General features: G+C 47.4%; 15 protein-coding genes. 7 read left to right on the top strand and 8 right to left on the bottom strand.

Translation table 11 applies throughout. From position 1 onward, the window contains the following. Positions 1-33: 33 nt before the first annotated feature. From DN748_RS09175 to DN748_RS09145, 7 genes are all read left to right on the top strand, one after another. Positions 34-2,706, top strand: coding sequence for a TonB-dependent receptor (locus DN748_RS09175; protein ID WP_112371495.1), 2,673 nt, complete (start codon positions 34-36; stop codon positions 2,704-2,706). 16 nt (positions 2,707-2,722) lie between these two features. Continuing rightward, positions 2,723-3,982, top strand: coding sequence for a DUF4876 domain-containing protein (locus DN748_RS09170; protein ID WP_112371494.1), 1,260 nt, complete (start codon positions 2,723-2,725; stop codon positions 3,980-3,982). 1 nt (position 3,983) lies between these two features. After that, positions 3,984-5,510, top strand: a complete 1,527-nt coding sequence (locus DN748_RS09165) for a DUF6850 family outer membrane beta-barrel protein (RefSeq protein ID WP_112371493.1) — start codon at positions 3,984-3,986, stop codon at positions 5,508-5,510. Between the two features lie 82 nt (positions 5,511-5,592). Then, positions 5,593-6,894 (top strand): cryptochrome/photolyase family protein, encoded by a 1,302-nt coding sequence (locus DN748_RS09160; RefSeq protein WP_112371492.1) that lies wholly within the window; start codon positions 5,593-5,595, stop codon positions 6,892-6,894. 208 nt (positions 6,895-7,102) lie between these two features. Then, a complete protein-coding gene (locus DN748_RS09155) occupies positions 7,103-7,516 on the top strand; it encodes an OsmC family peroxiredoxin (RefSeq protein WP_112371491.1) in 414 nt (137 codons plus the stop codon). A gap of 384 nt (positions 7,517-7,900) precedes the next feature. Then, a complete protein-coding gene (locus DN748_RS09150; protein WP_112371490.1) occupies positions 7,901-8,875 on the top strand; it encodes a ribonucleotide-diphosphate reductase subunit beta in 975 nt (324 codons plus the stop codon). A 21-nt stretch (positions 8,876-8,896) separates the two neighbouring features. Then, on the top strand, positions 8,897-10,591 hold the full coding sequence (locus DN748_RS09145; RefSeq protein ID WP_112371489.1) for a ribonucleoside-diphosphate reductase subunit alpha: 1,695 nt from the start codon (positions 8,897-8,899) through the stop codon (positions 10,589-10,591). Between the two features lie 91 nt (positions 10,592-10,682). On the opposite strand, the gene DN748_RS09140 is transcribed toward DN748_RS09145, so the two are convergent. The 8 genes from DN748_RS09140 to DN748_RS09105 form a co-directional block, all read right to left on the bottom strand. After that, the gene (locus DN748_RS09140) at positions 10,683-11,759 is read right to left on the bottom strand and encodes a TraB/GumN family protein (RefSeq protein WP_112371488.1); all 1,077 of its coding nucleotides are present in this window, start codon (positions 11,757-11,759) and stop codon (positions 10,683-10,685) included. Between the two features lie 109 nt (positions 11,760-11,868). Beyond that, positions 11,869-13,368, bottom strand: coding sequence for a TlpA family protein disulfide reductase (locus DN748_RS09135; protein ID WP_112371487.1), 1,500 nt, complete (start codon positions 13,366-13,368; stop codon positions 11,869-11,871). Positions 13,369-13,371: 3 nt separating this feature from the next. Then, complete coding sequence (locus DN748_RS09130; RefSeq protein ID WP_112371486.1) at positions 13,372-14,256, bottom strand: hypothetical protein; 885 nt, start codon at positions 14,254-14,256, stop codon at positions 13,372-13,374. A gap of 18 nt (positions 14,257-14,274) precedes the next feature. Continuing rightward, entirely contained in the window at positions 14,275-15,720 is a 1,446-nt protein-coding gene (locus DN748_RS09125; protein WP_112371485.1) for a RagB/SusD family nutrient uptake outer membrane protein, read from the bottom strand. Between the two features lie 9 nt (positions 15,721-15,729). Then, positions 15,730-19,083, bottom strand: a complete 3,354-nt coding sequence (locus tag DN748_RS09120) for a SusC/RagA family TonB-linked outer membrane protein (protein WP_161554519.1) — start codon at positions 19,081-19,083, stop codon at positions 15,730-15,732. A gap of 323 nt (positions 19,084-19,406) precedes the next feature. Next, complete coding sequence (locus DN748_RS09115) at positions 19,407-20,582, bottom strand: FecR family protein (protein WP_112371483.1); 1,176 nt, start codon at positions 20,580-20,582, stop codon at positions 19,407-19,409. 257 nt (positions 20,583-20,839) lie between these two features. Beyond that, the gene (locus DN748_RS09110) at positions 20,840-21,445 is read right to left on the bottom strand and encodes an RNA polymerase sigma factor (RefSeq protein ID WP_236636825.1); all 606 of its coding nucleotides are present in this window, start codon (positions 21,443-21,445) and stop codon (positions 20,840-20,842) included. Positions 21,446-21,694: 249 nt separating this feature from the next. After that, positions 21,695-22,792: an MBL fold metallo-hydrolase gene (locus DN748_RS09105; protein WP_201741456.1), complete on the bottom strand. Its 1,098-nt coding sequence runs from the start codon at positions 22,790-22,792 to the stop codon at positions 21,695-21,697. Positions 22,793-22,847: the final 55 nt, after the last annotated feature.

Below are 22,847 nucleotides of genomic sequence, written 5' to 3'. Positions count from 1 at the left end.
AGTAAACCATAAAAACACACTGATCATCTTATAATGAAAGGGATAAAACCGATTACCGCCCCCCTGCCATACCTTTTACTGTTGATGTCCGTACCTTTTTTCTCCACCGGGCAAACCGTTCGTCTTGACGGTTCCGTCCGCAATGAGCAAGGACAGCCATTGCAAATGGTATCGGTGTATACCAGGGAAAAGGATGTGTATACCTATACGGATACCGACGGGAGGTTTGAACTTCTGCTCAAACCCGGGGAGCAATCCGTAATTTCGGATATACTGGGATACCGGGCGCTGGAACTCCGCTTTCACATGACCCGGGACACCACCATACCGATAGTGCTCAAAACCGAATCGCTGGAACTCAGCGAAGTAGTGGTTACCGGGGAACAACGTGAGAGTATAGAAGGCAGCAGTACGTTTAAAATAGACCGCCAGGCTATAAGACAAATTCACGCCAGGAGCCTGGGGGACATTCTCACCCTGCTGCCGGGCAGCGAGCAACAAATGGGAAACCTGAATACCGTACAGCAGGCCAATCTCAGATCGGCTGTGGCCTCACAGGCCAACGCCTTCGGTACTGCTGTTATCATAGACGGGGCAAGGATCAGTAACGATGCCGATATGCAGGTCAGAAATCCCTCGTCTTCCTTTTCCCTTTCCGGAAATACCACCGCCGCAAGGGGGATTGACCTGAGGGGTATTTCGGCCAACTCCATCGAAACCGTGGAAGTAGTAAACGGTGTGGCTTCTCCAAAATACGGAAACATGTCTTCGGGGGCCATTATCGTAAAGCAGAGCGTAGGCAGGCAACCGCTCACGGTCCAGACCAATATTACCCCGACCACGTACCAGGCCGGGTTATCGCGGGGTATTGCCCTGAAAAACGGTTCGGGAATACTGTTTACCGACCTGTCCTACCTGTATTCCACCGGAAGCGCCACAGAAAAGAAAAACTACTACCAGAACCTGAACCTGGGGCTGCGCTGGCGCACACAGGTATCAGCCACCCTGAACTGGTTCCATACCACCGCCCTGCAGCTCTACCATTCAGATGACGGATTGCGCCATGAGCCCGATGAAATATACAAAAATGTCTCCGACGTAAAAAGCACCAATTACCGCATTAACCTCAATGGTTCCCTGGACCTGCTGGGTAAACTGGACTATAATTTTTCTGGAAGCCTCAACCGGCAGACTTCCTATTTCGAATCACTGCAGACCAACGGGCCGCTTCCCTTTGTGGAAGCCCTGGAGCCGGGAACATACTTTACAGGATATTCTCCGCTGACCTACGAACAGGTAAAAAAAATAGAAGGGCAACCCGTAAGTATTGACCTCCGTGTGGAAAGCGTGCAAAAATGGCTCCCCGAACCACATACCAGTATTTATTTTGATACGGGTATACAGTATACTTTCGACAAGAATACGGGAAAAGGAAGGGCCGCCACCAATAATATTGCTGCCACGGGTAATGTTATAGGGAGCCGTTCGGCCAGGTTTCACCGGATACCCGCTTCCGAAACCCTGTCTGCCTATCACGAGACCAAGGTCATAAACGATTTCACACACTGGAGGTCCGAAGCCAGGATAGGCGTGCGTTACGATTATATGCTGGGGCGGTACAACCTCTGGTCTCCCCGCTTGTCTTATAAGGCCACGGTCTTTCAAAAGATAAGCCTGCGGGCTGCCTGGGGCAAGGCTTACCGGGCCCCTGCGATGATCGAACTCCACCCTGGCCCCACCTATATCGATTTTACCAACCTCGGGTATTATGCCCCAAATCCGGACGAAAGGCTTGCCGTGGTAACCACTCATGTATATTATCCCGACAACAGTGCGCTCCGGCCCAGTACCGTGACAACCCGTGAAGCCGGAATAGACTGGGAAAACAAAGATCTCAGGATAAACCTCACCTACTACCGGAAAGACCTCGACAACGGCATTTACCACTCCCCGGAACTTATTGCCCTGGAAAAAGATCTCTATACCGTAACGGAGCAACCCGAAAACCTTCCCCCGGTGGTAGAGGCCACGGGAGAAACCGAGAACATAGCCCGTACCGTACAGGTACTCAAAAACGAGTATTTTGCAAAAACAAGGGGGCTGGAAGTCAATATGAGCTTTCCCAGGATCCCCGTTACCGACACCCGGTTCAGTTTCAGGATGGCCCATATAAAGACCCGGGAGAGATACACCGGATATGATATAGGCATTTCGAACTACGTGATCGGAGATGCCAGAACCCGCTTCGGGGTCTATGAAAACCCCGACAGGACCACCTATCTCAGCCGGGGTACGCTGACTGCCATACAGCATATTCCTTCCCTGAGACTGGTGTTTACCATAGCCGGGGAAATGAATTTCAGGAATTACAGCCAAAGGCATGCCAGAAGCCTCTACCCCTATGCCTATTACGATCATAAAGGAATACTATATCCCATTCCCGAAGACGAAAGGGCCTCGGGGGCTTATGATGACCTCAGGCTTTCCGAAAATACGTTTACACCATACGAAAAACCTCCTTTTCATACCAATTTTAACCTGCAGATCAGAAAAGAAACGGCTTCGGGACATTCCTTCAGCTTCTTTGCCAATAATTTCCTCTGGAAAAATCCCACTTACGTGATCAACGGCAACCGAAGATACCTGAACGATGACCTTACCGTCGGATTTTCCATGTTATTCCGCATAGGAAGTAACCAAAATTAACTATATAACTATAATCATGAAAAGTAACAATTTGTCCAAAACATCTTTATTATGTTCCCTGCTCTGTACCATAATGTTCATCACCGGCTGTAGCAATGACGACGATGAAAATTTCCTCGGGAACGTAACCATTACGGTTACCGGCGAAGACGATAACGATGCCCTTCCGCTGCAGGGGCTCACTGTTCAGTTGCTCAATACCACCGATAATACCAGCAGGGAAGGCACTACCGATGCTTCCGGAAAGGCCCATTTCCCGGATATCCCGGCAGGGACCTATAATGCCGCGGTCTCTCATTATGTTGAGGGGGAAGACTATACCCTCAGCGGTTCGCAAACAGGCATAGCCGTGGAAAGCAACCTGAACACGGAAGTGGAGATACGGGTCAGGGCCGTAGACCCCAACGGTACACTGGTGATCAAGGAAATATATTACAACGGGGCCAATGACGGGTACGTAACCCTGTTTAAGGACCAGTTCATAGAGATCTTTAACAACAGTGACCAGGTTATTTATGCAGACGGACTCTATATTGCAAACCTGTTTGGGGAAACAGGGGCTTCAGGACATCAATACCCCCTGACCGATATGCTGGACACTTCTGAATATGTATACGCCGATTTTATCGAACAGGTTCCCGGAGATGGTGACGATTATCCCATAGCTCCCGGAAATAGTATTGTTATAGCCCTCAATGCCATGAACTTTAAGGAAGCAAATCCCGGGGCCGAATTTGCGCTGGACAACACCGGGGCAGACCTGGAACGGTATTCCGTAGCCTGGAAAGAGGCCCAGGGACTGGAAGGCAGTGCATTCTTTGATTTTGATAATCCGAATGTCCCCAACATGATCAATATTTATATTGAGGGCGCCCTCTGCCTTTTTGATTCTTACGGCACTTCGGCCGTGATTTTCAGGACAGACAAGGCTTTCGGCGATACGGACATTGTGGAATATTACAAATACGAAGGGTACGGCTCACCCTCATACCTGATGAAGATACCGGTAAGTGATATCATAGACGGGGTTGATTTTCTCGAAAACTCACAGGCGGCGGCCTATAAAAGACTACCGGATGTCATAGATAGCGGATTTAATTACCTCAAGGCAGACGGAGGGGCCTTCTATTCCAGTATGAGCATGAGAAGAAAAGTAGATGAAAACCGCTCGACTCTCTTCGGAAGGGTAGTCTTGCAGGACACCGATAATTCGGGGGCAGATTTCGAGTCTATAGATTACCCGGATGCCAAAGGTTATAATGCATTAAATTTTTAAAATGATCAGTGTGAGTATCCGGAAATTACTTTTGGCCGCATTCGTTCTCCTGGCCTTTCGTGTACATGCCCAGCAGGGTTCCTTTGCCGAGCGCCGGGAGGAACAGTTCTATTTTGAAAAACTGTATGCCCGCGTTCCCTCTTCCATCTCCTGGTGGAAAGGAAAAAACCGGGCCTATATAAAAGGACGGTTTGCCAATGAGCAGGGTGATTTCCGGAACCCTCAACAATACGGGAAGGGAAACTTTACAGGGCTGAAGACCGCATCGCTTTCCACCCTGGGTAACAGCGGGTGGACTTTACACGGAAGTTTCGAGTATGAGAACAGTCGTGCGGACAGTGTAAATACCAACCTGTCCTATTTTAACAGGGATCACGGCGCTCCTTTTTACTTTTTTATCAAAAAACCGGGCGAATGGAACTTGCAGCACTACGGTTTTAACGCAGATATCAGCAAAACATTTGCAAATGACAAATACGCCATGGGGCTCTCCATAAAATACGATATCGACCTGGCATACCGCAAGATCGATACCCGGAATGAATTTACAAAACTGGCCTCCCTCCTGCGCTATTCCCTGACTTACAACTCCGGAGCATACGGCCGCTACAGCATGGGCATTGAGCTCTACCAGAAAAAAACCGGATCGGAACTCCATAATAAATACCCTCATCCTACCAGTGACGACACCTATAACATATACTTCAATACCGGGCTGGGATCTTATTTCAAAAACCTGACCAGCGGGATCATCAGCCGGGAAACCAGTCCCGGGGCCCTTGTACAATGGCACCTCGATAACAAGTCGGGAGAGATCCTCGCACGTTATTCCATCAGGTCGGGAAAGCGAAAATGGATCAACGACGAGATCTATAAGGCTACACAAAGCAATATTGTGGCAAGATACGATTATACCCTCCATACCGCCACCCTTTTCCACAAGGCCTCCGCAGGGAAAAACAGCCTCGAACAGCTTCTGGAAGCCGAATACATTTCCGGAACGGGAAAAAGCAGGGACAATACCCTGGAAAATTTCCGGAAAAACTACACCACCTCCGTTATAAATGCCGGGTTGACAAATATATATCGTATTCCCGTCGAAAACGGCCTGAAAGCCATCAGCCTGAAAACCCGCTATGAGAGCCTGGACGAACTGGACAAGAGTTACGGATACAAATTTGCCTATAGCAATCTGTACGCAGGGGCTTCCCTTACGGGAGGGCTGTACCTCGGTTCATGGGATACCAACCTGAGTGCCGGGGCAGATTATAAACTCCACCTTCAACACAGCCATGATCCGAAAGCCGCCCGCGACAATATCTACTACAACTGGATAGCTATTCCGGCCATGGCCTATCACACCACCGACTATTTTCAGCTGAATACCAGGCTGTCTACGGCCAGGAACCTGGAACACAATGCCCTCGAATTCGATATCGCTTATTCGCTGATACTTCCCTCGGGACAAGGGTCCGGAGCAAATAAAAATTTCCGGCATATTTCAGCTTCGGTAAGCTTCTGGTTTTAAAAAAACGGATTATTTGCAGACCAAAACAATCCCCGTATTCCCGATCTATGCCTATTTTTGAAGAAAAGGAAAGGGATTGCCTATGCAGACAGATAAAATACATGTATTCTGGTTCCGCAGGGACCTCAGGCTGGAAGACAATGCAGGGCTGCACCACGCCTTAAAATCGGGCAGACAGGTGCTGGCCGTTTTTATCTTCGACACCGATATTCTCAAGCGTTTTCCGGACCCGGAAGACCGGCGGGTGGATTATATCCGGCAGGCCCTGGTACACATTGATAAAGAAATGCAAAAATACGGGTCGGCACTCCGTACTTTCTACGGAAACGCCAGCGAGGTATTTCAAAAAATAACGGCATCTTATACTGTGGATACTGTTTTCTGCAACCGCGATTACGAACCCCGTGCCCTGCAGAGAGACCGCGACATCAAAACCCTGCTGAAAAGTATGGGAACAGATTTCAGGGATTTTAAAGACCAGGTGATTTTTGAAAAGGACGAGATCGTCAAGAATGACGGTACCCCCTATACCGTGTTTACCCCGTATTCGAAAAAATGGAAAGACACCTTAAAAGAGCAGCACTATGCGGGGTTCCCATTGAAAAAAGAGCATTTAATGCCCTTGAAGAGCGCCGGGATACACCGGCTGGAAGATATTGGCTTTCGGAAAACCGATATCACATTCACTCCTCCTGTCATAGATACCGGGACGGTATCTGCTTATGATAAGTTCAGGGACTATCCGGCAAAAGAACGCACTACCGGGCTGGGAATCGCCCTGCGTTTCGGGACCATCTCCATAAGGAAGTGTATACGCCTGGCCCTGCAATACAACGATACCTGGCTCGATGAACTGATATGGCGGGAGTTTTTTATGCAGATCCTGTATCATTTCCCCTGGGTAGAACACCGTTGCTTTAAGGAGAAGTATGAACACATAGCATGGCGCAACAACGAGAAGGAATTCCGGCTTTGGTGTAACGGCAAAACCGGGTATCCCATAGTAGACGCAGGTATGCGCCAGCTCAACAGTACCGGGCAGATGCACAACCGGGTGCGTATGATCACAGCAAGTTTTCTCACCAAGCACCTTCTTATAGACTGGCGGTGGGGCGAGGCCTATTTCGCCCGGAAACTGCTGGATTACGATATGGCGGCCAACAATGGTAACTGGCAATGGGCGGCAGGCTGCGGTTGTGATGCGGCTCCGTATTTCCGGATATTCAACCCCTATGCCCAGGCTAAAAAATTTGACCGGGACCTTCATTACGTCCGCAGGTGGTATCCGGATTTCGAGGCTGACCTCTCCCCGCCTGTAGTAGAACACCATTACGCCCGGAAAAGGGCCCTGGACACCTATAAAAAGGGATTGGGGAAGGAATGACTTTCCCGGGGAAAATCCGGGTATTTTAAACTTTACTTAACAGGCAATTGTCCGGCAGACACCATAAATTTCGTAACTTTAGACGAAACGGGAAATTACCCATGTGTATATCCCGGTGCTGTTGCGGGCAGTAAACACCCACAACTTTCCGGAGTACCGGGGCCCCACCGTAACAGAGATACCATGTTTAATCTGAAAAATCATTATTATGAAACGCAAGGCAGAAGCCGTATGGAACGGTAGTATCAAAGAAGGAAAAGGACATCTTACCACCGGTAGTGCTGTTCTCGACAAAACCCAATACTCATTTAAAAGCAGGTTTGAAGAAGGGAAGGGCACCAATCCGGAAGAACTTCTCGCCGCAGCCCACGCCGGGTGCTTTACCATGAAACTCAGCCTCGACCTGACCGAAGGCGGGTATGAGGTGGAAGAACTCCGCACCTCCTCTACCGTAAGCCTGGAGGACGGAAAAATAACCAGGTCGCTGTTGCGGCTCGAGGCAAAGGTAAAGGATATTGACCACAACACTTTCCAGGATATTGCAAAAAAGGCCAAGGAAACCTGCCCGGTGAGCCAGGCTTTCAGTTTTGAAATAGCGCTGGAAGCAGAGCTTGTTTCCTGATCCGGACTCCCGGAGCAATTCCGGAAGGAACCGATCTTTTACACCCCGTCTTTTCGCAGGGAATGACGGGGTCTATTTCTCTTGATTCCGGGATTAAACCCCGGTAACCGGCAGGCGCGAACATTTGTATTTCCACTCCTTACACAAGAGGATATCCCTGTTTTCCCGGGAAAAGGCCGTAAAATACAAAAATCTAATTACCAGCATATTAACCAAGTGTTAATAACCTCTTTAAATCTTTTTTATTCCCCTTGCAAAACCTGTGAGAACTTGGCTTAATTTAGTTATCACGAAAAAAAGACAGATGTCTTCTCATTTGTTTTTTCCACGAAATTGATTTCAAACCTATTACCGAAAAGGGAGAATTTTTTAAATACTTGCATTATGGGAATTTTTGACAGAAGAGTGAACTATAAACCGTTTGAATACCCCGATGTTTTACAATTTACAGAAGCCATAAACAAATCGTTCTGGGTGCACAGCGAGGTAGACTTTACTGCCGACACCCAGGACTTCCACTCGTACCTGAGTCCGGCAGAGCGCAGGGCCATAAAGAACAGCCTCCTGGCCATAGCCCAGATAGAAGTTGCCGTAAAAACCTTCTGGGGGAATATCTATCAGCATTTCCCCAAGCCGGAGTTTAACGGACTGGGAAGTACCTTTGCGGAGTGCGAATTCCGGCATTCCGAGGCGTATTCGAGATTGCTGGAAGTATTGGGATATAACAACGAGTTTAAAGATCTCCTGACGGTTCCCGTGATCAGGGACCGGGTGGAATACCTCTCTGCGGCGCTGAAAAACGCCAACTCCGAAGACCATAAGAAATACGTGGTCTCCCTGATCCTCTTCTCCATTCTTATAGAGAATGTATCGCTCTTCAGCCAGTTTGCCATCATCCTGTCGTTTACCCGGTTCAAAGGGTATATGAAAAATGTGAGCAATATTATTGCGTGGACTTCCGTAGACGAACAGATCCACGCCAATGCGGGGATTTACCTGGTGAACAAGATCAGGGAAGAATATCCCGGCTTCTTTGATGAAGAAACCGTACAGCACGTAAAGGATACCGTAAAGAATTCCCTGGAGATCGAAGGAAAGATACTGGACTGGATCTTTGAAGAGGGAGAGCTGGATACCATCAAAAAACACGATCTGCTCAACTTCATGAAATTCCGTATCGACGACAGTATGGAAAAAATAGGCCTCGGCCGTATTTACGGTATTACAGCCGAAGAGTATGCCCCCCTGCGCTGGTTTGAAGAGGAAGTTTTTGCCAACAGCCTCGACGATTTCTTTGCCAAAAGACCGGTAGACTATACCAAACACGACAAGAGTATTACAGCAGACGATTTATTTTAAAATATAAAACCCGAGTTACGCATGATAACAAAAGAGCTACCGCTAACGGATGAAAACGATGTAACGTTAACAGAAAAACTTTGGTGGAAAAACGACGAAAGTGAACAGATACTGAACCGGGGATACCTGCTTAAGGGAGAAACCGTGGAAGGCGCCATAGACCGTATTACCACAGCTGCGGCAAAACGGTTGTACAAACCCGAACTGAAAGAGTCGTTCCAGGAAATGATAGAACGGGGCTGGATGAGCCTCAGTTCGCCCATATGGGCCAATATGGGTACGGAACGCGGACTTCCCATTTCCTGCTTCAACGTGCATATCCCGGATAATATTGAGGGGATTACACATAAGCTCGGCGAAGTGATCATGCAAACCAAAATAGGCGGTGGAACTTCAGGCTATTTCGGTTCGCTAAGGGCCCGTGGCAGTGCCGTGACGGACAATGGGAAAAGCAGCGGGGCCGTGAGCTTTATGAAACTGTTCGATACGGCCATGGACACCATATCACAGGGAGGTGTACGACGCGGGGCCTTTGCCACCTATCTCGACATCGACCACCCGGACGTAGAGGAATTCCTGAAAATAAAAGACATCGGTAACCCGATACAAAATCTCTTTTTCGGGGTATGCGTACCGGATTACTGGATGCAGGAAATGATAGACGGGGATATCGACAAGCGGAAGGTCTGGGCCAAGGTACTCGAAAGCCGGCAGGAAAAAGGACTGCCCTATATCTTTTTCAGCGACAATGTAAACCGCAACAAACCACAGGTGTACAAAGACCTGGACATGAGGGTCAATGCCAGTAACCTCTGCTCCGAGATCATGCTTCCTTCTTCGGAAGACGAATCGTTTATCTGCTGCCTCTCGTCCATGAACCTGGAACTTTACGACGAGTGGAAAAACACCGAGGCCGTAAAACTGGCCATCTTTTTCCTCGATGCCGTATTACAGGAATTTATCGAAAAAACAGAAGGCAATTATTACCTGGCTTCGGCCAACCGTTTTGCCAAACGGCACAGGGCCCTCGGGCTGGGCGTGCTGGGCTGGCATTCCTACCTGCAGAAAAACATGATCCCCTTCGAAAGTATGGATGCCAAAATGAAGACGACCGAAATTTTCAAGCATATCAGGGCAAAAGCCGACAAGGCTACCGAAGAACTGGCCAGGATATACGGAGAACCCGAGGTACTGAAGGGATACGGGCGAAGGAATACCACCACCATGGCCATTGCCCCCACTACCTCGTCTTCGGCCATTCTCGGACAGACTTCTCCCGGAATAGAGCCTTTCAGCAGTAATTATTACAAGGCAGGACTGTCTAAAGGAAACTTTATCCGGAAGAATAAATACCTCAAAAAAATGCTGCAGGAAAAAGGTATGGACAACGAAGATACCTGGAGAAACATCATGCTCGACAGCGGCAGCGTGCAGAAACTGGAAGGGCTCACCGAACAGGAAAAATCCGTGTTCAAGACCTTTAAGGAGATCAGCCAGCTCGAGATCATACAACAGGCCTCCATACGCCAGAAATACGTAGACCAGTCGCAGAGCCTGAATATCAATATCCCTTCAGCGGTTCCGATCAAGGAAGTAAACAAGCTGCTTATAGAAGCCTGGAAACTCGGGGTAAAAACCCTCTATTACCAGAGAAGTCAGAGCGTTTCGAAAGAAATGGTAAACAACCTGGTGAATTGCAGCAGCTGCGAGTCGTAAACGGAGAGCACAATATAAAATCAAAAAATCCGAAGCCTTATTCATTTCGTAATAAGGCTTCGGATTTTTTATGAATTGTCACACGCCCCTATCAAAACTGAATGGGTCCCTGGTTCCTGGCTATCAGAATATAATCGGTATATTCAGACAGGGGCTCCAGGGTTCCGGTAAGCGGGATTACGGTAAAATCTTGTTTGGCTTTTTTATTGATGGCTTGCGAGAATTCTTTCCAGGGAATCTTGTCCCTGACCTCGTATAAGGTGATCGGGTTTTTATACTTCTCGTCCCATTGCTGGGATTCTTCATGCAGGATCAGTCCCGTAAGTGTCGAAAAGGAACTCTCCTTTTTCAGGAGCTCCGCCAATCGTATTTTTTCATTGTTATACACCGGCTTCAGATAGGTGTGGTCCCTGCCTACCAGCATCAGAAAGTTTTTCTCACCGGACGCCTTTATACGGTCTGTAATATTCTTCCCGATATCTTCTTCCCGGCTTCCCCCGAATTCCACAGCATGGTTCCCCATCAATTCCGAGACCACTTCCATATCTTCGGCAGGCAGTGCAGACCGCATAAACTCCATATGCCTCGAAAGGATATCCTTGGTCTTTTTTACAAATTCCTTACCCTCATCGGTAGGATAGCCAATGGTGTAGGTCTTGTAAAATTCGGGTTGCCTGATCACGTTCATCAGGGAATCTATCTCTGCCGGCCTGTTTTCACAGGTCTTGAAGATATTATACAGGGCATAGCCAAAAGTTCGCGTGCGGTCGAAATCGACCCCGACTACTTTTAAGGGCTTTTTCAAGGTCTTGTTAAAGAGATACAGCTTTTCCCATGCCTTCTTCCAGTCGGTATAAAAACCGCCATAGATCGTATAAGCCAGGTATTTTTTATCTCCCGACTCCAGGTAACGATTGTAAAAATAGGCTTCCGAAGGCCCGAATTCGATAAGGAGCGTACGGAGCTGATCTTTTTCATGAAGCAGTTCGACCAGTTCGGGATATATGGTCGACGCTGCCGAAGAAGAATGGTTTTCTCCCAGTAACAATAATTTCTTTTCTCCCCTGTTTTTAGTGAAAAAACCGGAAAAATAGGCGCTGTTATCAATGTTTTGTTGTCCTGACAGGATATGGGATATCAGGTACACACTAAAGAGTATATACTTCATTTACACTATGATTGATTTTAAACTTATTGCAGAAAGGCCAGACCTTGGCAAACTGTCATCCCGGCCTCAGGCATACTATTGCCGGAAGGCCGGGAACACGGTATGCGGTCTATATATTGAGTTCGTCAAACAACTCCAGCAGCTTCTGGTCTGAAGGGAACGGAGCTGTGGCATCCACGATCTTTCCCTCGGGGTCCAGAAGGATAAAACGAGGGATCATTTTAATATTGAATGCCTTCGAAATTATATCATGTGCTTTCTTATCCGCAATAAGCTGTATCCCGTCCAGGTCGTTTTCTTCGACAAAATCTTTCCATTTTCCGCGGTCCTTTTCCTTGTCGAAAGAAATACTCACAAACTGAATATTTTTGCCCTCATAGGCCCTTGCCACCTTTTTTAAACTCGGGATCTCTTTCTTACAGGGGCCGCACCAGGTAGCCCAGAGGTCTATATAGGTATATTTGCCCCTGAGATCGCTCAAAGCCATTTTTCCTCCATCGGTATCTTCAAAAACAGCCTCCGGTGCAGGATTTCCTTCCAGCATGCCTTCCATATCCTTGTATTTCTCTCTTACCACAGAGGCCATCTCCGGGTACGGGCTGTCTGCTCCGAACCTGTCGTACAACTCCTTGCTGAAATCTCCGGCCAGGGCGTATGCCATATACTGATAGTGGATTTTTTCGGGCAACTCCGTTCCCACCCAGTCATAAAACCCCTGCACATCCCCGGTCTTATTGCGCTCGCGGTATACTTCGTACTTCTTATCGAGATAGGCATCCAGGCTATAATAATATCCCATCCCGTTTTCACCGATCTCTTCCCCGAATTTCACTTTATCCAAAAAATCGTAATAGTCACCGGGTAAGGGTGTTTCTTCCAGATCGTTATAACTCGCATAGACAGCCGGGTAATTGACCTTGGCAGCTACCGTTTTCCCGTAATAGTCGGTTTCGTACAGGTGTACCAGTTCCTGGCTCAAGGAGTGCCGGGAGGAAAAGTCAGCTAAAAAATCCAGCTTCTCCCGATACAGGGAATCGGTAATCCTCTTGTAATCGTCAGGTTTGCGATTGGCTACATCATACCAGTTTTTCAGGAATTTGTGCTTGTAATCGTTAAACCTCTTGTCCTCCGCATTTACAAAAATACTGTTGTCGACATTCGTTCCGGAAAAAGACAAGGTTTCCTCCAGCCGTTCCGCATCCGCCTCCAGGTGGAGACTGTCCCCGGGCAGCAAATAAAGGTATACCATCCTCAGGTCGACAGTTCCGGTCCTCATGGTAGTGTCCTTTCCTTCTATGGTGGTGTACTGAAACTCCCTCGTTACGGGAACCTTGCCAAAAGAAAACCACCCTTTTACCGGGCTTCCGGTCTTTAATTCCATCCTGAACTTCCCTTCTTCCGAAAAGTCGACCCGTTCTGTCTGCAGGTTTTTCAGGAATTCATAGTTATAATAGGTAAATGCCCCGGTGGTATCCTTAAAATGCTCTACCTGCCCGGTAACGATAATCGTATCATTTTTTTCCGCTTCTTTCGTCTTCTCCTGACATCCTGTCAACCAGACGGTCAGCAGTGCCATTGTTGTTCTGGTCATCTTGTTTACAAAACGCATAGCTTAGTTATTTTTTGGGTTATACTTACTTTCCTGCCATGCCTCGTTAATGGTTTCCAGCGGGATTCCCTCCTGCCGGAACATCGAGGTCACCAGGCCGTACTTTTGTTTCAACAGCGCATGTTCATTCAACAGGCTATCCCTTTCCAGGGGCGGCACGGTGGCAGCCCAGGCAGCAAAAAGGTCAAAATCCTGCTGACCACTTTTTATAAGATCTTGATTATCTGACAAAAAACCTTTGGAGTAGGCATCCTCCAGATCGATTACCTGCCAGTAATATACCTCCGCATCCGTTATTGCATCCGTGAATTTGTTATAATAGGCATCCGTGTATACGGGATCAGCTCTTAAAACCCCGGACAGGCCATAATAGAAGCTTTGCTTTAGCAGCAACGAATCCAGTCCCTCATTGACAACCCCTCCGACAGTAAGGTCGGAATTGGAATTGTACCACAGATAAGACAGGTAATCGTATTTGGTATATACCGAGGTACCGCTGGAGAGCTCATTGCTGTACAGGTAAAAGTTCCTGAAGATCAGACTTTCCTTATCTTCCGGGATCTGCATTACAAATTCATCCTCGATCATATTAACATATACCAGTGCCGCAGCGCTGTCGGGCGGCATTCTTTTCCCGATCGACAGGCCATCTTCCGAGACCAGGTCGTTATAATTGCGGTCGCCTATGGTATCGGTATAGATAATAATGCCGTAATCGTCGTACAGCTTGAGAATACGATCGCTTAATGGAGTGCCCGGAACCAGGTTGGATGGCAGTTCCTGCGGGGCATCATAATCGGCTACAAGCCGATCATCTTCGGAACAGGCAAGCAGGGAGAGCAGTAATACCAAAACCGGAAACATATATTGCAAACTCTTGTTTTTCATAATATTTGTATTAAATAATTAGCGGGGGTTCTTTTCCATGGAAGGATTAAAATCCAGTTCCACCTGGGGGATCTGCAGAATATAGCGGGGATCACCTGCAGGCAGTATATAGGTCTCATCGTTATACTGGTGCCTGATCTCGGGCATACCGTACCTGCGAAGGTCGTACCAGCGATGGAACTCCCCGAAAAGTTCCCTGCGGCGCTCTTCCCGGACAATGTCGATCACTTCTTCCTTTCCGGAATAATCGGAAACGGAATACCGGTAGTAATTGCCGTCTTCTTCATCAAATTGCGCATCGAACTTGAAACGCCTTATATAATTTATATCGTCCAGGGCTTCCCGGAGCATCCCCGATTCGGCATAGGCCTCTGCCCTGTTCAGATAAGCCTCCTCTACCCGGAAGCCCCTTACCGGTTCTCCTGTTCTATTAGGAAATGGCCTGTTCTTAAAATAGATCCTTCCCTGCGGTCCTTTTACATAAGAGAAATAATACAATCGCAGGTCACCGGGCTCAAACGTATTCATAAAATCATCTGATACTCCCAACGCCCCGGGGAGATAGGCATAGGTATAATATTCGTTAGAACCGTAAACGAAGAGCACGTTATCGTTGTCCGGGCTCAGGTAATGGGTACCCTGCCCGTAGCCCCAGCCCGTTTGCGCCTCTTCCATGGTAGTCCCGGAGATGTCGAAGATCTGCGAATTCTCCCCGGTTACCTTCGTAGCGAATTCGATAACACTTTCATAATCCTTTTTATACAGGGCTACCCTGGAAGCCAGCAGGTTTGCTGCAACCGGGGTCAGTTTGTATTTGGACTGCACCCGCTGGTCGTTCTCTTCCATCAACCGGGTCCCTTCGGTGAGGTCGCTATCGATCTGATCATAGATTTCCTGTACACTGTTTCTCGTATAGGACGAAGCCTGTACGATAGGATCGAGTTTTAAAGGCACCCCGGGATCAGAAGCTGCCGTTCCGGGATCATAGGGCTTTGCATACAGGTTGATCAGCTTAAAGAAGGAAAAGGCCCGCAACACCATGGCTTCTCCCTTCAGGTAATTTTTGGCGGCCGTACCTCCTTCGGCACCGTCTATATTTTCCACGATAACGTTGGCATAGTATATCGCCTCGTAGAAATTTTTCCACGCCTGGTCATAACCGCGCATCATGGAAGAGTGCTCATGGGTGATCTCAAACGAAAAAGGATGGATCGCATATTCGTTGGCGTCCTGGTTAAAATAACTCAGGTCCTGATCGTCTGTCATCATTTCCACATAAAAATCCAGGGGGACCTCGGTTCCGTAATCCCTGGTTGTCGGATAGCCGTAATTCAGGAGTTCGTCGTAATCCTGGACGGTTTCGGGTTTTAACTTGTTTTGAGGATCTTCCTCCAAAGCCTTATCACATGAAAAAAAAGCAATGAATACGGGAAGTAACACCAATATTTTAGTTGATATTTTCATGAGTCTTTCTTAAAATGTTACGTTTATGCTTAATGAATACGATCTCGGGATAGGCAGGGACTGACGGGGAAAGGTTTCCGGATCATACCCGTTCAGCCCCTTGTCGGCAAACAGGAACAGGTTATTTCCTTCAAACTGAATAAAGGCATTTGAAAAACGGAAGGTTTCCAGCCATGTTTTCGGGAACCTATATTGCAGGGTTACATTGCTCAGTCTCAGGTAGTCTCCCTTGATCACCCTGATATCACTCATATCCCAGTAATACTTGTGATTATCGGCCCCCGTTTCATTTTTGATATGCGGAATATTCGTATTGGCTTCATCTCCCCGTGTGCGCCAGGCCCCTAAAAGTTCCCTGTTGAGGTTCTGGTCGGGTGAGTACATCCAGGACTCCAGTATATCCTGCCTTCTGAAATAGTTTCCGAATCCATAGGTAAACAGGAAGGTAAGCTGAAAGTTATGGTATTCAAACATATTGCTTATCCCTCCCTGGTACGGAGCTTCCATAGGGCCGTTATATACCAGGTCTTCCACCTCGAAATCGAGATCCCTGGTCCCTTCGGTCACCGTTCCGTCAGCCAGTTTAAAATGTGCGGTCCCGTTCTCGTCCAGATGATCAAAAGCTACGGAGTATATGGCGTTCAACGGTTTTCCCACCATGGCCGCATCGGGTTTATATGGGAAAGGCGACAACATGCGCGACACCACAGGGTCGATATTTACCTTGGTCACTTCGTTTTTGTTATACGAGAAATTGACAGTCGTACTCCAGTTAAAACCGGGATGGGGCGCACGGAAATTATACGTGCTAATCCCGAATTCGATCCCCTTGTTGCTCACATCTGCAAAATTGATGGGTAGGGTAGAAAACCCGTTAACTTCAGATATCCTTGTATTGGTGATCAGGTCTTTTCCCTGTTTGCTATACACGTCTACTGATCCCTGTACCCTGCTGTCAAACACGGCAAAATCCAGCCCCAGGTTGGTATTGTATGTCTTTTCCCAGGTCAGGTTGGGATTCGCGGGAGATCCGATAGTCAACAAATTGAGTCCGGACCAGGATGCCGGGCTCAGGAAGGATGCTACAATTTGCGGGGTACTCTGTGTATTCGTCGACCCCTGTAAGCCGTACGAAGCCCGTATGGCGAGGTTGTCGAACAGTCCCTCTTTCATAAAGCTCTCTTCCATAATATTCCATCTCCCGGCAATAGACCAGGCAGGAGACCAACGATATTTGGGATTGGACCCGAACAGGTTGGAACCGTCATACCTGATATTCAGATTAGCCACATATTTGTCCTTAAACGAATAGGTAGCCACACCAAAATAAGAAGCGGATTTTGTCGAATAGTCCCTGATGGTCAGATAAGGAGCACCGGATAGTTCTTCCCCTATATTTTCATGCGTTGAAATAACCTTGCCACGTTCGTGCAGGTACCCATAACCAATAGTATTATCGCCCCGGTAATTATTGGAGCGATACTCTCCTCCGCCGTATAGGTTAACATAATGTAGATCGGTAGATAAAGGGGTATAATCAAATGTTCCCTTCAATATGATATAATCCTGAAAATTGGAATTGGAAAATATGATCCCTCCGCTGGGCAGGTTGCTGTCTCCGGGGGCCGGTTCGCCGTAATTGGACCTTCTTATCCCGGCAACCTGGTTGGTGTTCTCCTTGTAATAGGTTTCGTTCAACGCACTGCTGCGGGTGTAATTGGCAAGACCGAATACCTTCAGGTTGTCGGTAATATCCACATCGACAGAAATACGTGAATTCACTCCGTCCGTCGTAGAGGTCTGGTTGGAGTTATCGTATTCATTCATAATATTGAACAGGTAAAAATCATTGTGGCCCCTGTACATATAGTAGCTTCCGTCCGGATTTTTCAGGGGGAAGGTCCTGCTGGTATTGATCGCATAATCAAAAGGTCTGGGAGTAGGCCTTGTAAAATTCGAAATTCCCGGCGGGACCATACTGAAGGGATAGGAACTTCGTTTATTCCGATAAGTGGAAAGGTATAACTCCACATTAAAAGCGTCCGAAAGCTGGGTATTGAGTTTAATGGACCCGTTGAACCTCTTGTTGTCGGTCATAATATCCGTCCCGTCCTCATCCACCATCCCGAGCGATGCGTAATACGTGGTCTTCTCACTCCCTCCGGACACATTGACATTGGCATTCACACTCAGTGCATCGCGGAAAAGGATATCGAACCAGTCCGTGTTATAGGTCTGGGCCTTGCGGACCTCTTCCTGGAAATCGCTCCAGGTAGCCAGTTCCCTGCTTTTATAGCGTGCATAGGCCCCTGAGAGACCTACAGAGTTTACATTGGCATCTGCATTGTAATACTGCATGCCGGAATCGAAATAATACTGTTCTATCCCTATTCTTTCCTTCGAATTCATGAGATTGAAATCACTGTAGCGCGGTCTTTCGGCTACGGAAGTCCGTATACTGAAATTCACTACCGGTTTGGATTCCCTTCCCCTTTTGGTAGTCAGCACTATCACCCCGCCGGCTGCCCTGACCCCGTATATGGCTGTTGCCGAAGCATCCTTAAGCACCGTGATGGTCTCTATATCCTGGGGGTTTATTCCGGACAGGGCATTTCCTATCCTGTTTACCACATCGGGAGTATTCAACTCGGTAGGTGTTAAAGGAACCGGGTCTTCCAGGACCACCCCGTCCACCACCCACAGCGGTGAGGTATTTCCTGTCAGGGTCGAGGTTCCCCTGATCTTTACCATGGGAACCGACCCGACTTCACCGGAAATAGAGGTTATGCTTAACCCGGGCACCTGTCCTTTCAGCATATTGTCTATCCGGTTCTGGTCATTCGAATACACGTCTGCTGTCTTGATAGTATTGACTGCTCCCGTCATCCTTTTTTGAACAATATTGTTATAGCCGGTTACAATAACCTCAGCGAGCTCATCCGCAGATTCTTTCAGTACGACATCCACATTGTCTGATGCGGATATATCCGAAAGTACGACTTCTCTCGACTCAAATCCTACAAAACTGAAAACCAGAACATCTTCAGCATCTGCACTGATCCGGTACCGTCCGTCCATATCCGTAGTCGTTCCCCGGTTTGATCCTTTGATGAGTACGGTGACCCCCAACAGCCGCATTCCGTTCTCATCACTGACCACACCCGATATCTGCTGTTGTACGGAAGCCGGTTTCGGAAGAAAGGTATTTAATACTATCTGGTTGTTAACCAGTTTATAGGAAATATCGGTATCTTTAAACAGGCGGTTCAGCACCCTGTACAAGGGCTCCTCTTCCGCAGATACGCTGACTTCTTTTGTGAGGTCTATGTCATTGAGATTATACAAAAACCTGTAGGGAGTCATTGCCTCAACCGTATTGAAAAATTCTTCCAGGGCCGCATTTTTTAAATGCAGGGAAACTTCTGTGTTTTGTGAGTATGAATCGGCTTGTATCCTGAATAATGAAATGAACAAGAAGAACAGTGTAAGCCTCATTTTTAAATCAAATTTTAAGGCAAGAGAACCCCACCTCATGAGATTGATGAGTTTTTTCATATTTTTGTTGTGATTAGTTGGTGATTTATCTGATAAATCGCTTGTTTCAAATCGGGAAATGCGCCAACATTTTCCGATTTTTTTCTGCTTGCTGGTCGGACTGTTATGTTTTCATAAATTTCTTCCGCTTGTTAATTAATGATTATACGTTTGTTGTCCATAGCATACTCAAAAGGAAAACTTTGCCGGAAGGATTCCAGTATCTCCTGCAAGGAGTGCGTATCGAACTTGGCAGTAAACCGGGCTTCATCCAATTTCCTGTCATTATTTACGATCTCCACATTGAATCTTCGTTCCAGTGTGTTGAGAATAAAGGGGAAAGGCCGCTTTTCAAAGATCATTTCTCCCTGTATCCAGGCTATATAAGATGCCGTATTTACCTCATTTATTTCAATGTTCCGGTCCTGCTTATCAAAAAGGGCCAAAGTGCCGGGTACCATGACCACAGGTCGGTCTGAAAAGCCCTCTTCATCAGTATACAAGGCAATTTTTCCTTCCGTCAATACCGTTTCCACCTTTTTACCGGACTCGTAATTATGAACATTAAAATGTGTACCCAGCACCCGTATGTTCAGGTCATCCGCATGAACGATAAACGGCCTGGAGGTATCTTTTGCGACTTCGAAATACGCTTCGCCGTTTAACACAACCGAACGCTCGTCCGTTCCGAAACTGCCGGCATACTGCAATACGCTACCGGAATTCAGGAACACAACAGTACTGTCCGGCAGGGTGATATTAAACCGGCGTCCGTAGGGCACTTTTATTTCATTTATTCCATCGGTTGCCCCTGCCTTGAGCGGGTTTACTACCAGCGCATTGTTGCCAACAATACCTATCACCTCCCCTTTTGTGCTCACTATCTCATGCTGTTCTCCCGTGAGTACCATGGTCTCTCCCGAAGCCAGCTTCATTACGACATTTTCATGTTTTCGCAGATCGTCCGTATCCTGCACCGGCTCCACAGACTCCGTAAAGGTCTCATATACCGTATATATCCCCAGGCACAATACCAGTACGGCAGCTATCCTCATTACACTGCGCCACCTTTTATTCCGGGGCACGGGTACTTTTCGCCGGTGCTCTTTTTTTGCCTGTAGTATTTCCTGTAATATCCGGTCCCTTTTCCCGGTATCTACAGGCGGCAGATCCTCAATGTTCATCAGTTCCGCCATTTCCATAGCTTCCGGAAACCTGTCATTTCCTTCCTCTTGCAGGATATGTATCAGTTGATTTATTTCTTCCGGACCAGCATTTCCCTGTATATACTTTTCAAGAAGGTTCTTAATCTCATTTCTTTTATTCATGAATCAAAATTTATAGGGCGTTTGTATATAATACGTTTGAAGAGTTCATGAGTATTATCCCTCTTCCGCATTTTTTGCATTTTTTTCGGACAGACTATCCTGAAAAAGACTTATGTCACTGACAACAAGCATAATATACAGTGAGTTTTTTTAGATAGAAAACAACAACAATGGCCGGAAATCACAGGGATAATAAAGCACAGGGGACGAATAAGAACCTTAAAAAAAGTCAGGAACCCCGGGGCAAGTCCCGGAGTTTACATCCCGATGATCGAGTAAAGCAAGAATATAAGAGTAAAAGTAAGGTCTGTATTCACCTCCAGAAAAATACGGATATTCCGAAGTGCCTTACTCATCTGGACTTTTACCGTATTGGTGGAAATCCCGAGTTCCCGGGCAATATCTTCATAACTCATTCCTTCCTTTCGCGACATTTCAAAAATACGCCGGCGCTTCGGGGAAAGACTGGCAATAGCCTTGTTCTTCCACTCCTCGTAATCGGCATCGTCCACATAGTCCGAAGTCTGATTGTGCACATAGGTACCGGTATAAAAGATCTCCTTGCGAAGTACTTCATTATTACCGGCTTTCCGGAGAAAATCCAGGGATTTATTGCGGGTGATGGTCAAAATATAGGATTTGAACGACAGCTTCGGGTCCAGCGATTCACAATGCAGCCAGACCTGCATAAAGACTTCCTGGACGATTTCTTCTGCAATGGTGGACGATTTTACCAGCGACATACCAAATCCGTACACCGCATGATAATATTTGTGGTACAACTCCCTGAAAGCCTGTTCGTCATGATCCCTGACCCGGCTTACCAGAAAACCGTCTTCCATATGGTCCTTACATGTCTTCAATCGAAATTACCCCCTTTGAAAAGTTTGCCCCGTTTCCCCGTAATTAACATCACAGATCTCCGGAAAATTCACAATTCCTGTTCGCACTTTTCAAATGTAATATCTTTCTGAGAAAAAGAACATTTTAATTTAACAAAAAAATAACTTTGATATTACATTATACCTAAGAAACCATCTAAATCTCCCCCATATACCCGTCAACACACTACCACATTGACTAATTATCACATTGACTAATTGACACATTGACTAATTGACCCGCTCCCACCAGGGTTCAAAGACCTGGCTGTCGTCGTCAAGCCTTACTTTTTGACCGATCACGGGGGTTACCAGCGGTATTCCCGCATCTTTTCCATAACGGGAGACTTCCGTGAGCGGCTCTTTCCAGCCATGCGGGGAGAGAGAGAATTTGGAAGAGTGTACGGGCATCAGCCTTCTGGCCCCGAGATCAAGAGCTGCCTGTACGGTTTCTTCCGGGAGGCAATGTATGGCATGCCAGGCCACATTATACTGGCCGTTTTCCAGAATGGCAAGGTCTATAGGGCCGAAACGCTTTCCGATTTCGGCAAAATGCCTGTCATAACCACTGTCTCCGCCCAGGTATATCTTCTGTGAACCCGTTTCCAGCAGATAGGACATCCACAGGGTATTGTTCCGCTTGAACAACCGGCCGGAAAAATGACGGGCCGGAAGGGTATGCAGCCGCATCTGCCCCTCCAGCACCACGGTCTCGTTCCAGTCGTGTTCCTCCACCATACCGGCGGGGTATCCCCAGTATTCCAGGTGGGCACCCACCCCCAGGCCACAGATCACCTTTTTGACCTTATCCTTCAGTTTCCCTATCGTTTTATAATCCAGGTGATCGTAATGATCGTGGGTAATAAGCAGGTAATCGATATCCGGAAAATCTTCCGCATCATAAATATCAGTACCCTTAAAAGCCCTTGTAGACCCTGGTACGGGAGAAGCATTGCCGCTAAAGACGGGATCGACAAGTATGCTCACCCCCTTTACCCGGAGAAAATACGACGAATGGCCGAACCACACCAGGATATCTTCGTCTTCCGGAAGTGTCTTCAGATCGGTCCGTACCGAAGGGATGGTTCCTTTGGGTACATTGTCCGGGCTTTTTTTAAAGAAGAACATATACATTACCTCCAGATAGGTATATCCTTCGGTAAGCGGAGGCGTATAGCTCAGGTTCTCAAAAACTCCGTCCCGGAAGTGAGGCGAAGCCGCAAGGCGCTCCAGCCGGTCCCCGGAAGGGGCCTTTCCAAACTGGGGATGTTGCAGGTAAAGGATAAGGGATATGACCAGAATGGCCAGAAGCGATAAAAAAATAATCATAATACGGCGGAATACAGACCATATTCTTTTCATGGCAGTTTATACATACAATACG

The organism is Sinomicrobium soli (assembly GCF_003285545.1).
In the GTDB taxonomy this organism is placed as follows: Bacteria; Bacteroidota; Bacteroidia; order Flavobacteriales; family Flavobacteriaceae; genus Sinomicrobium.
This window is presented reverse-complemented; position numbering and strand designations above follow the sequence as displayed.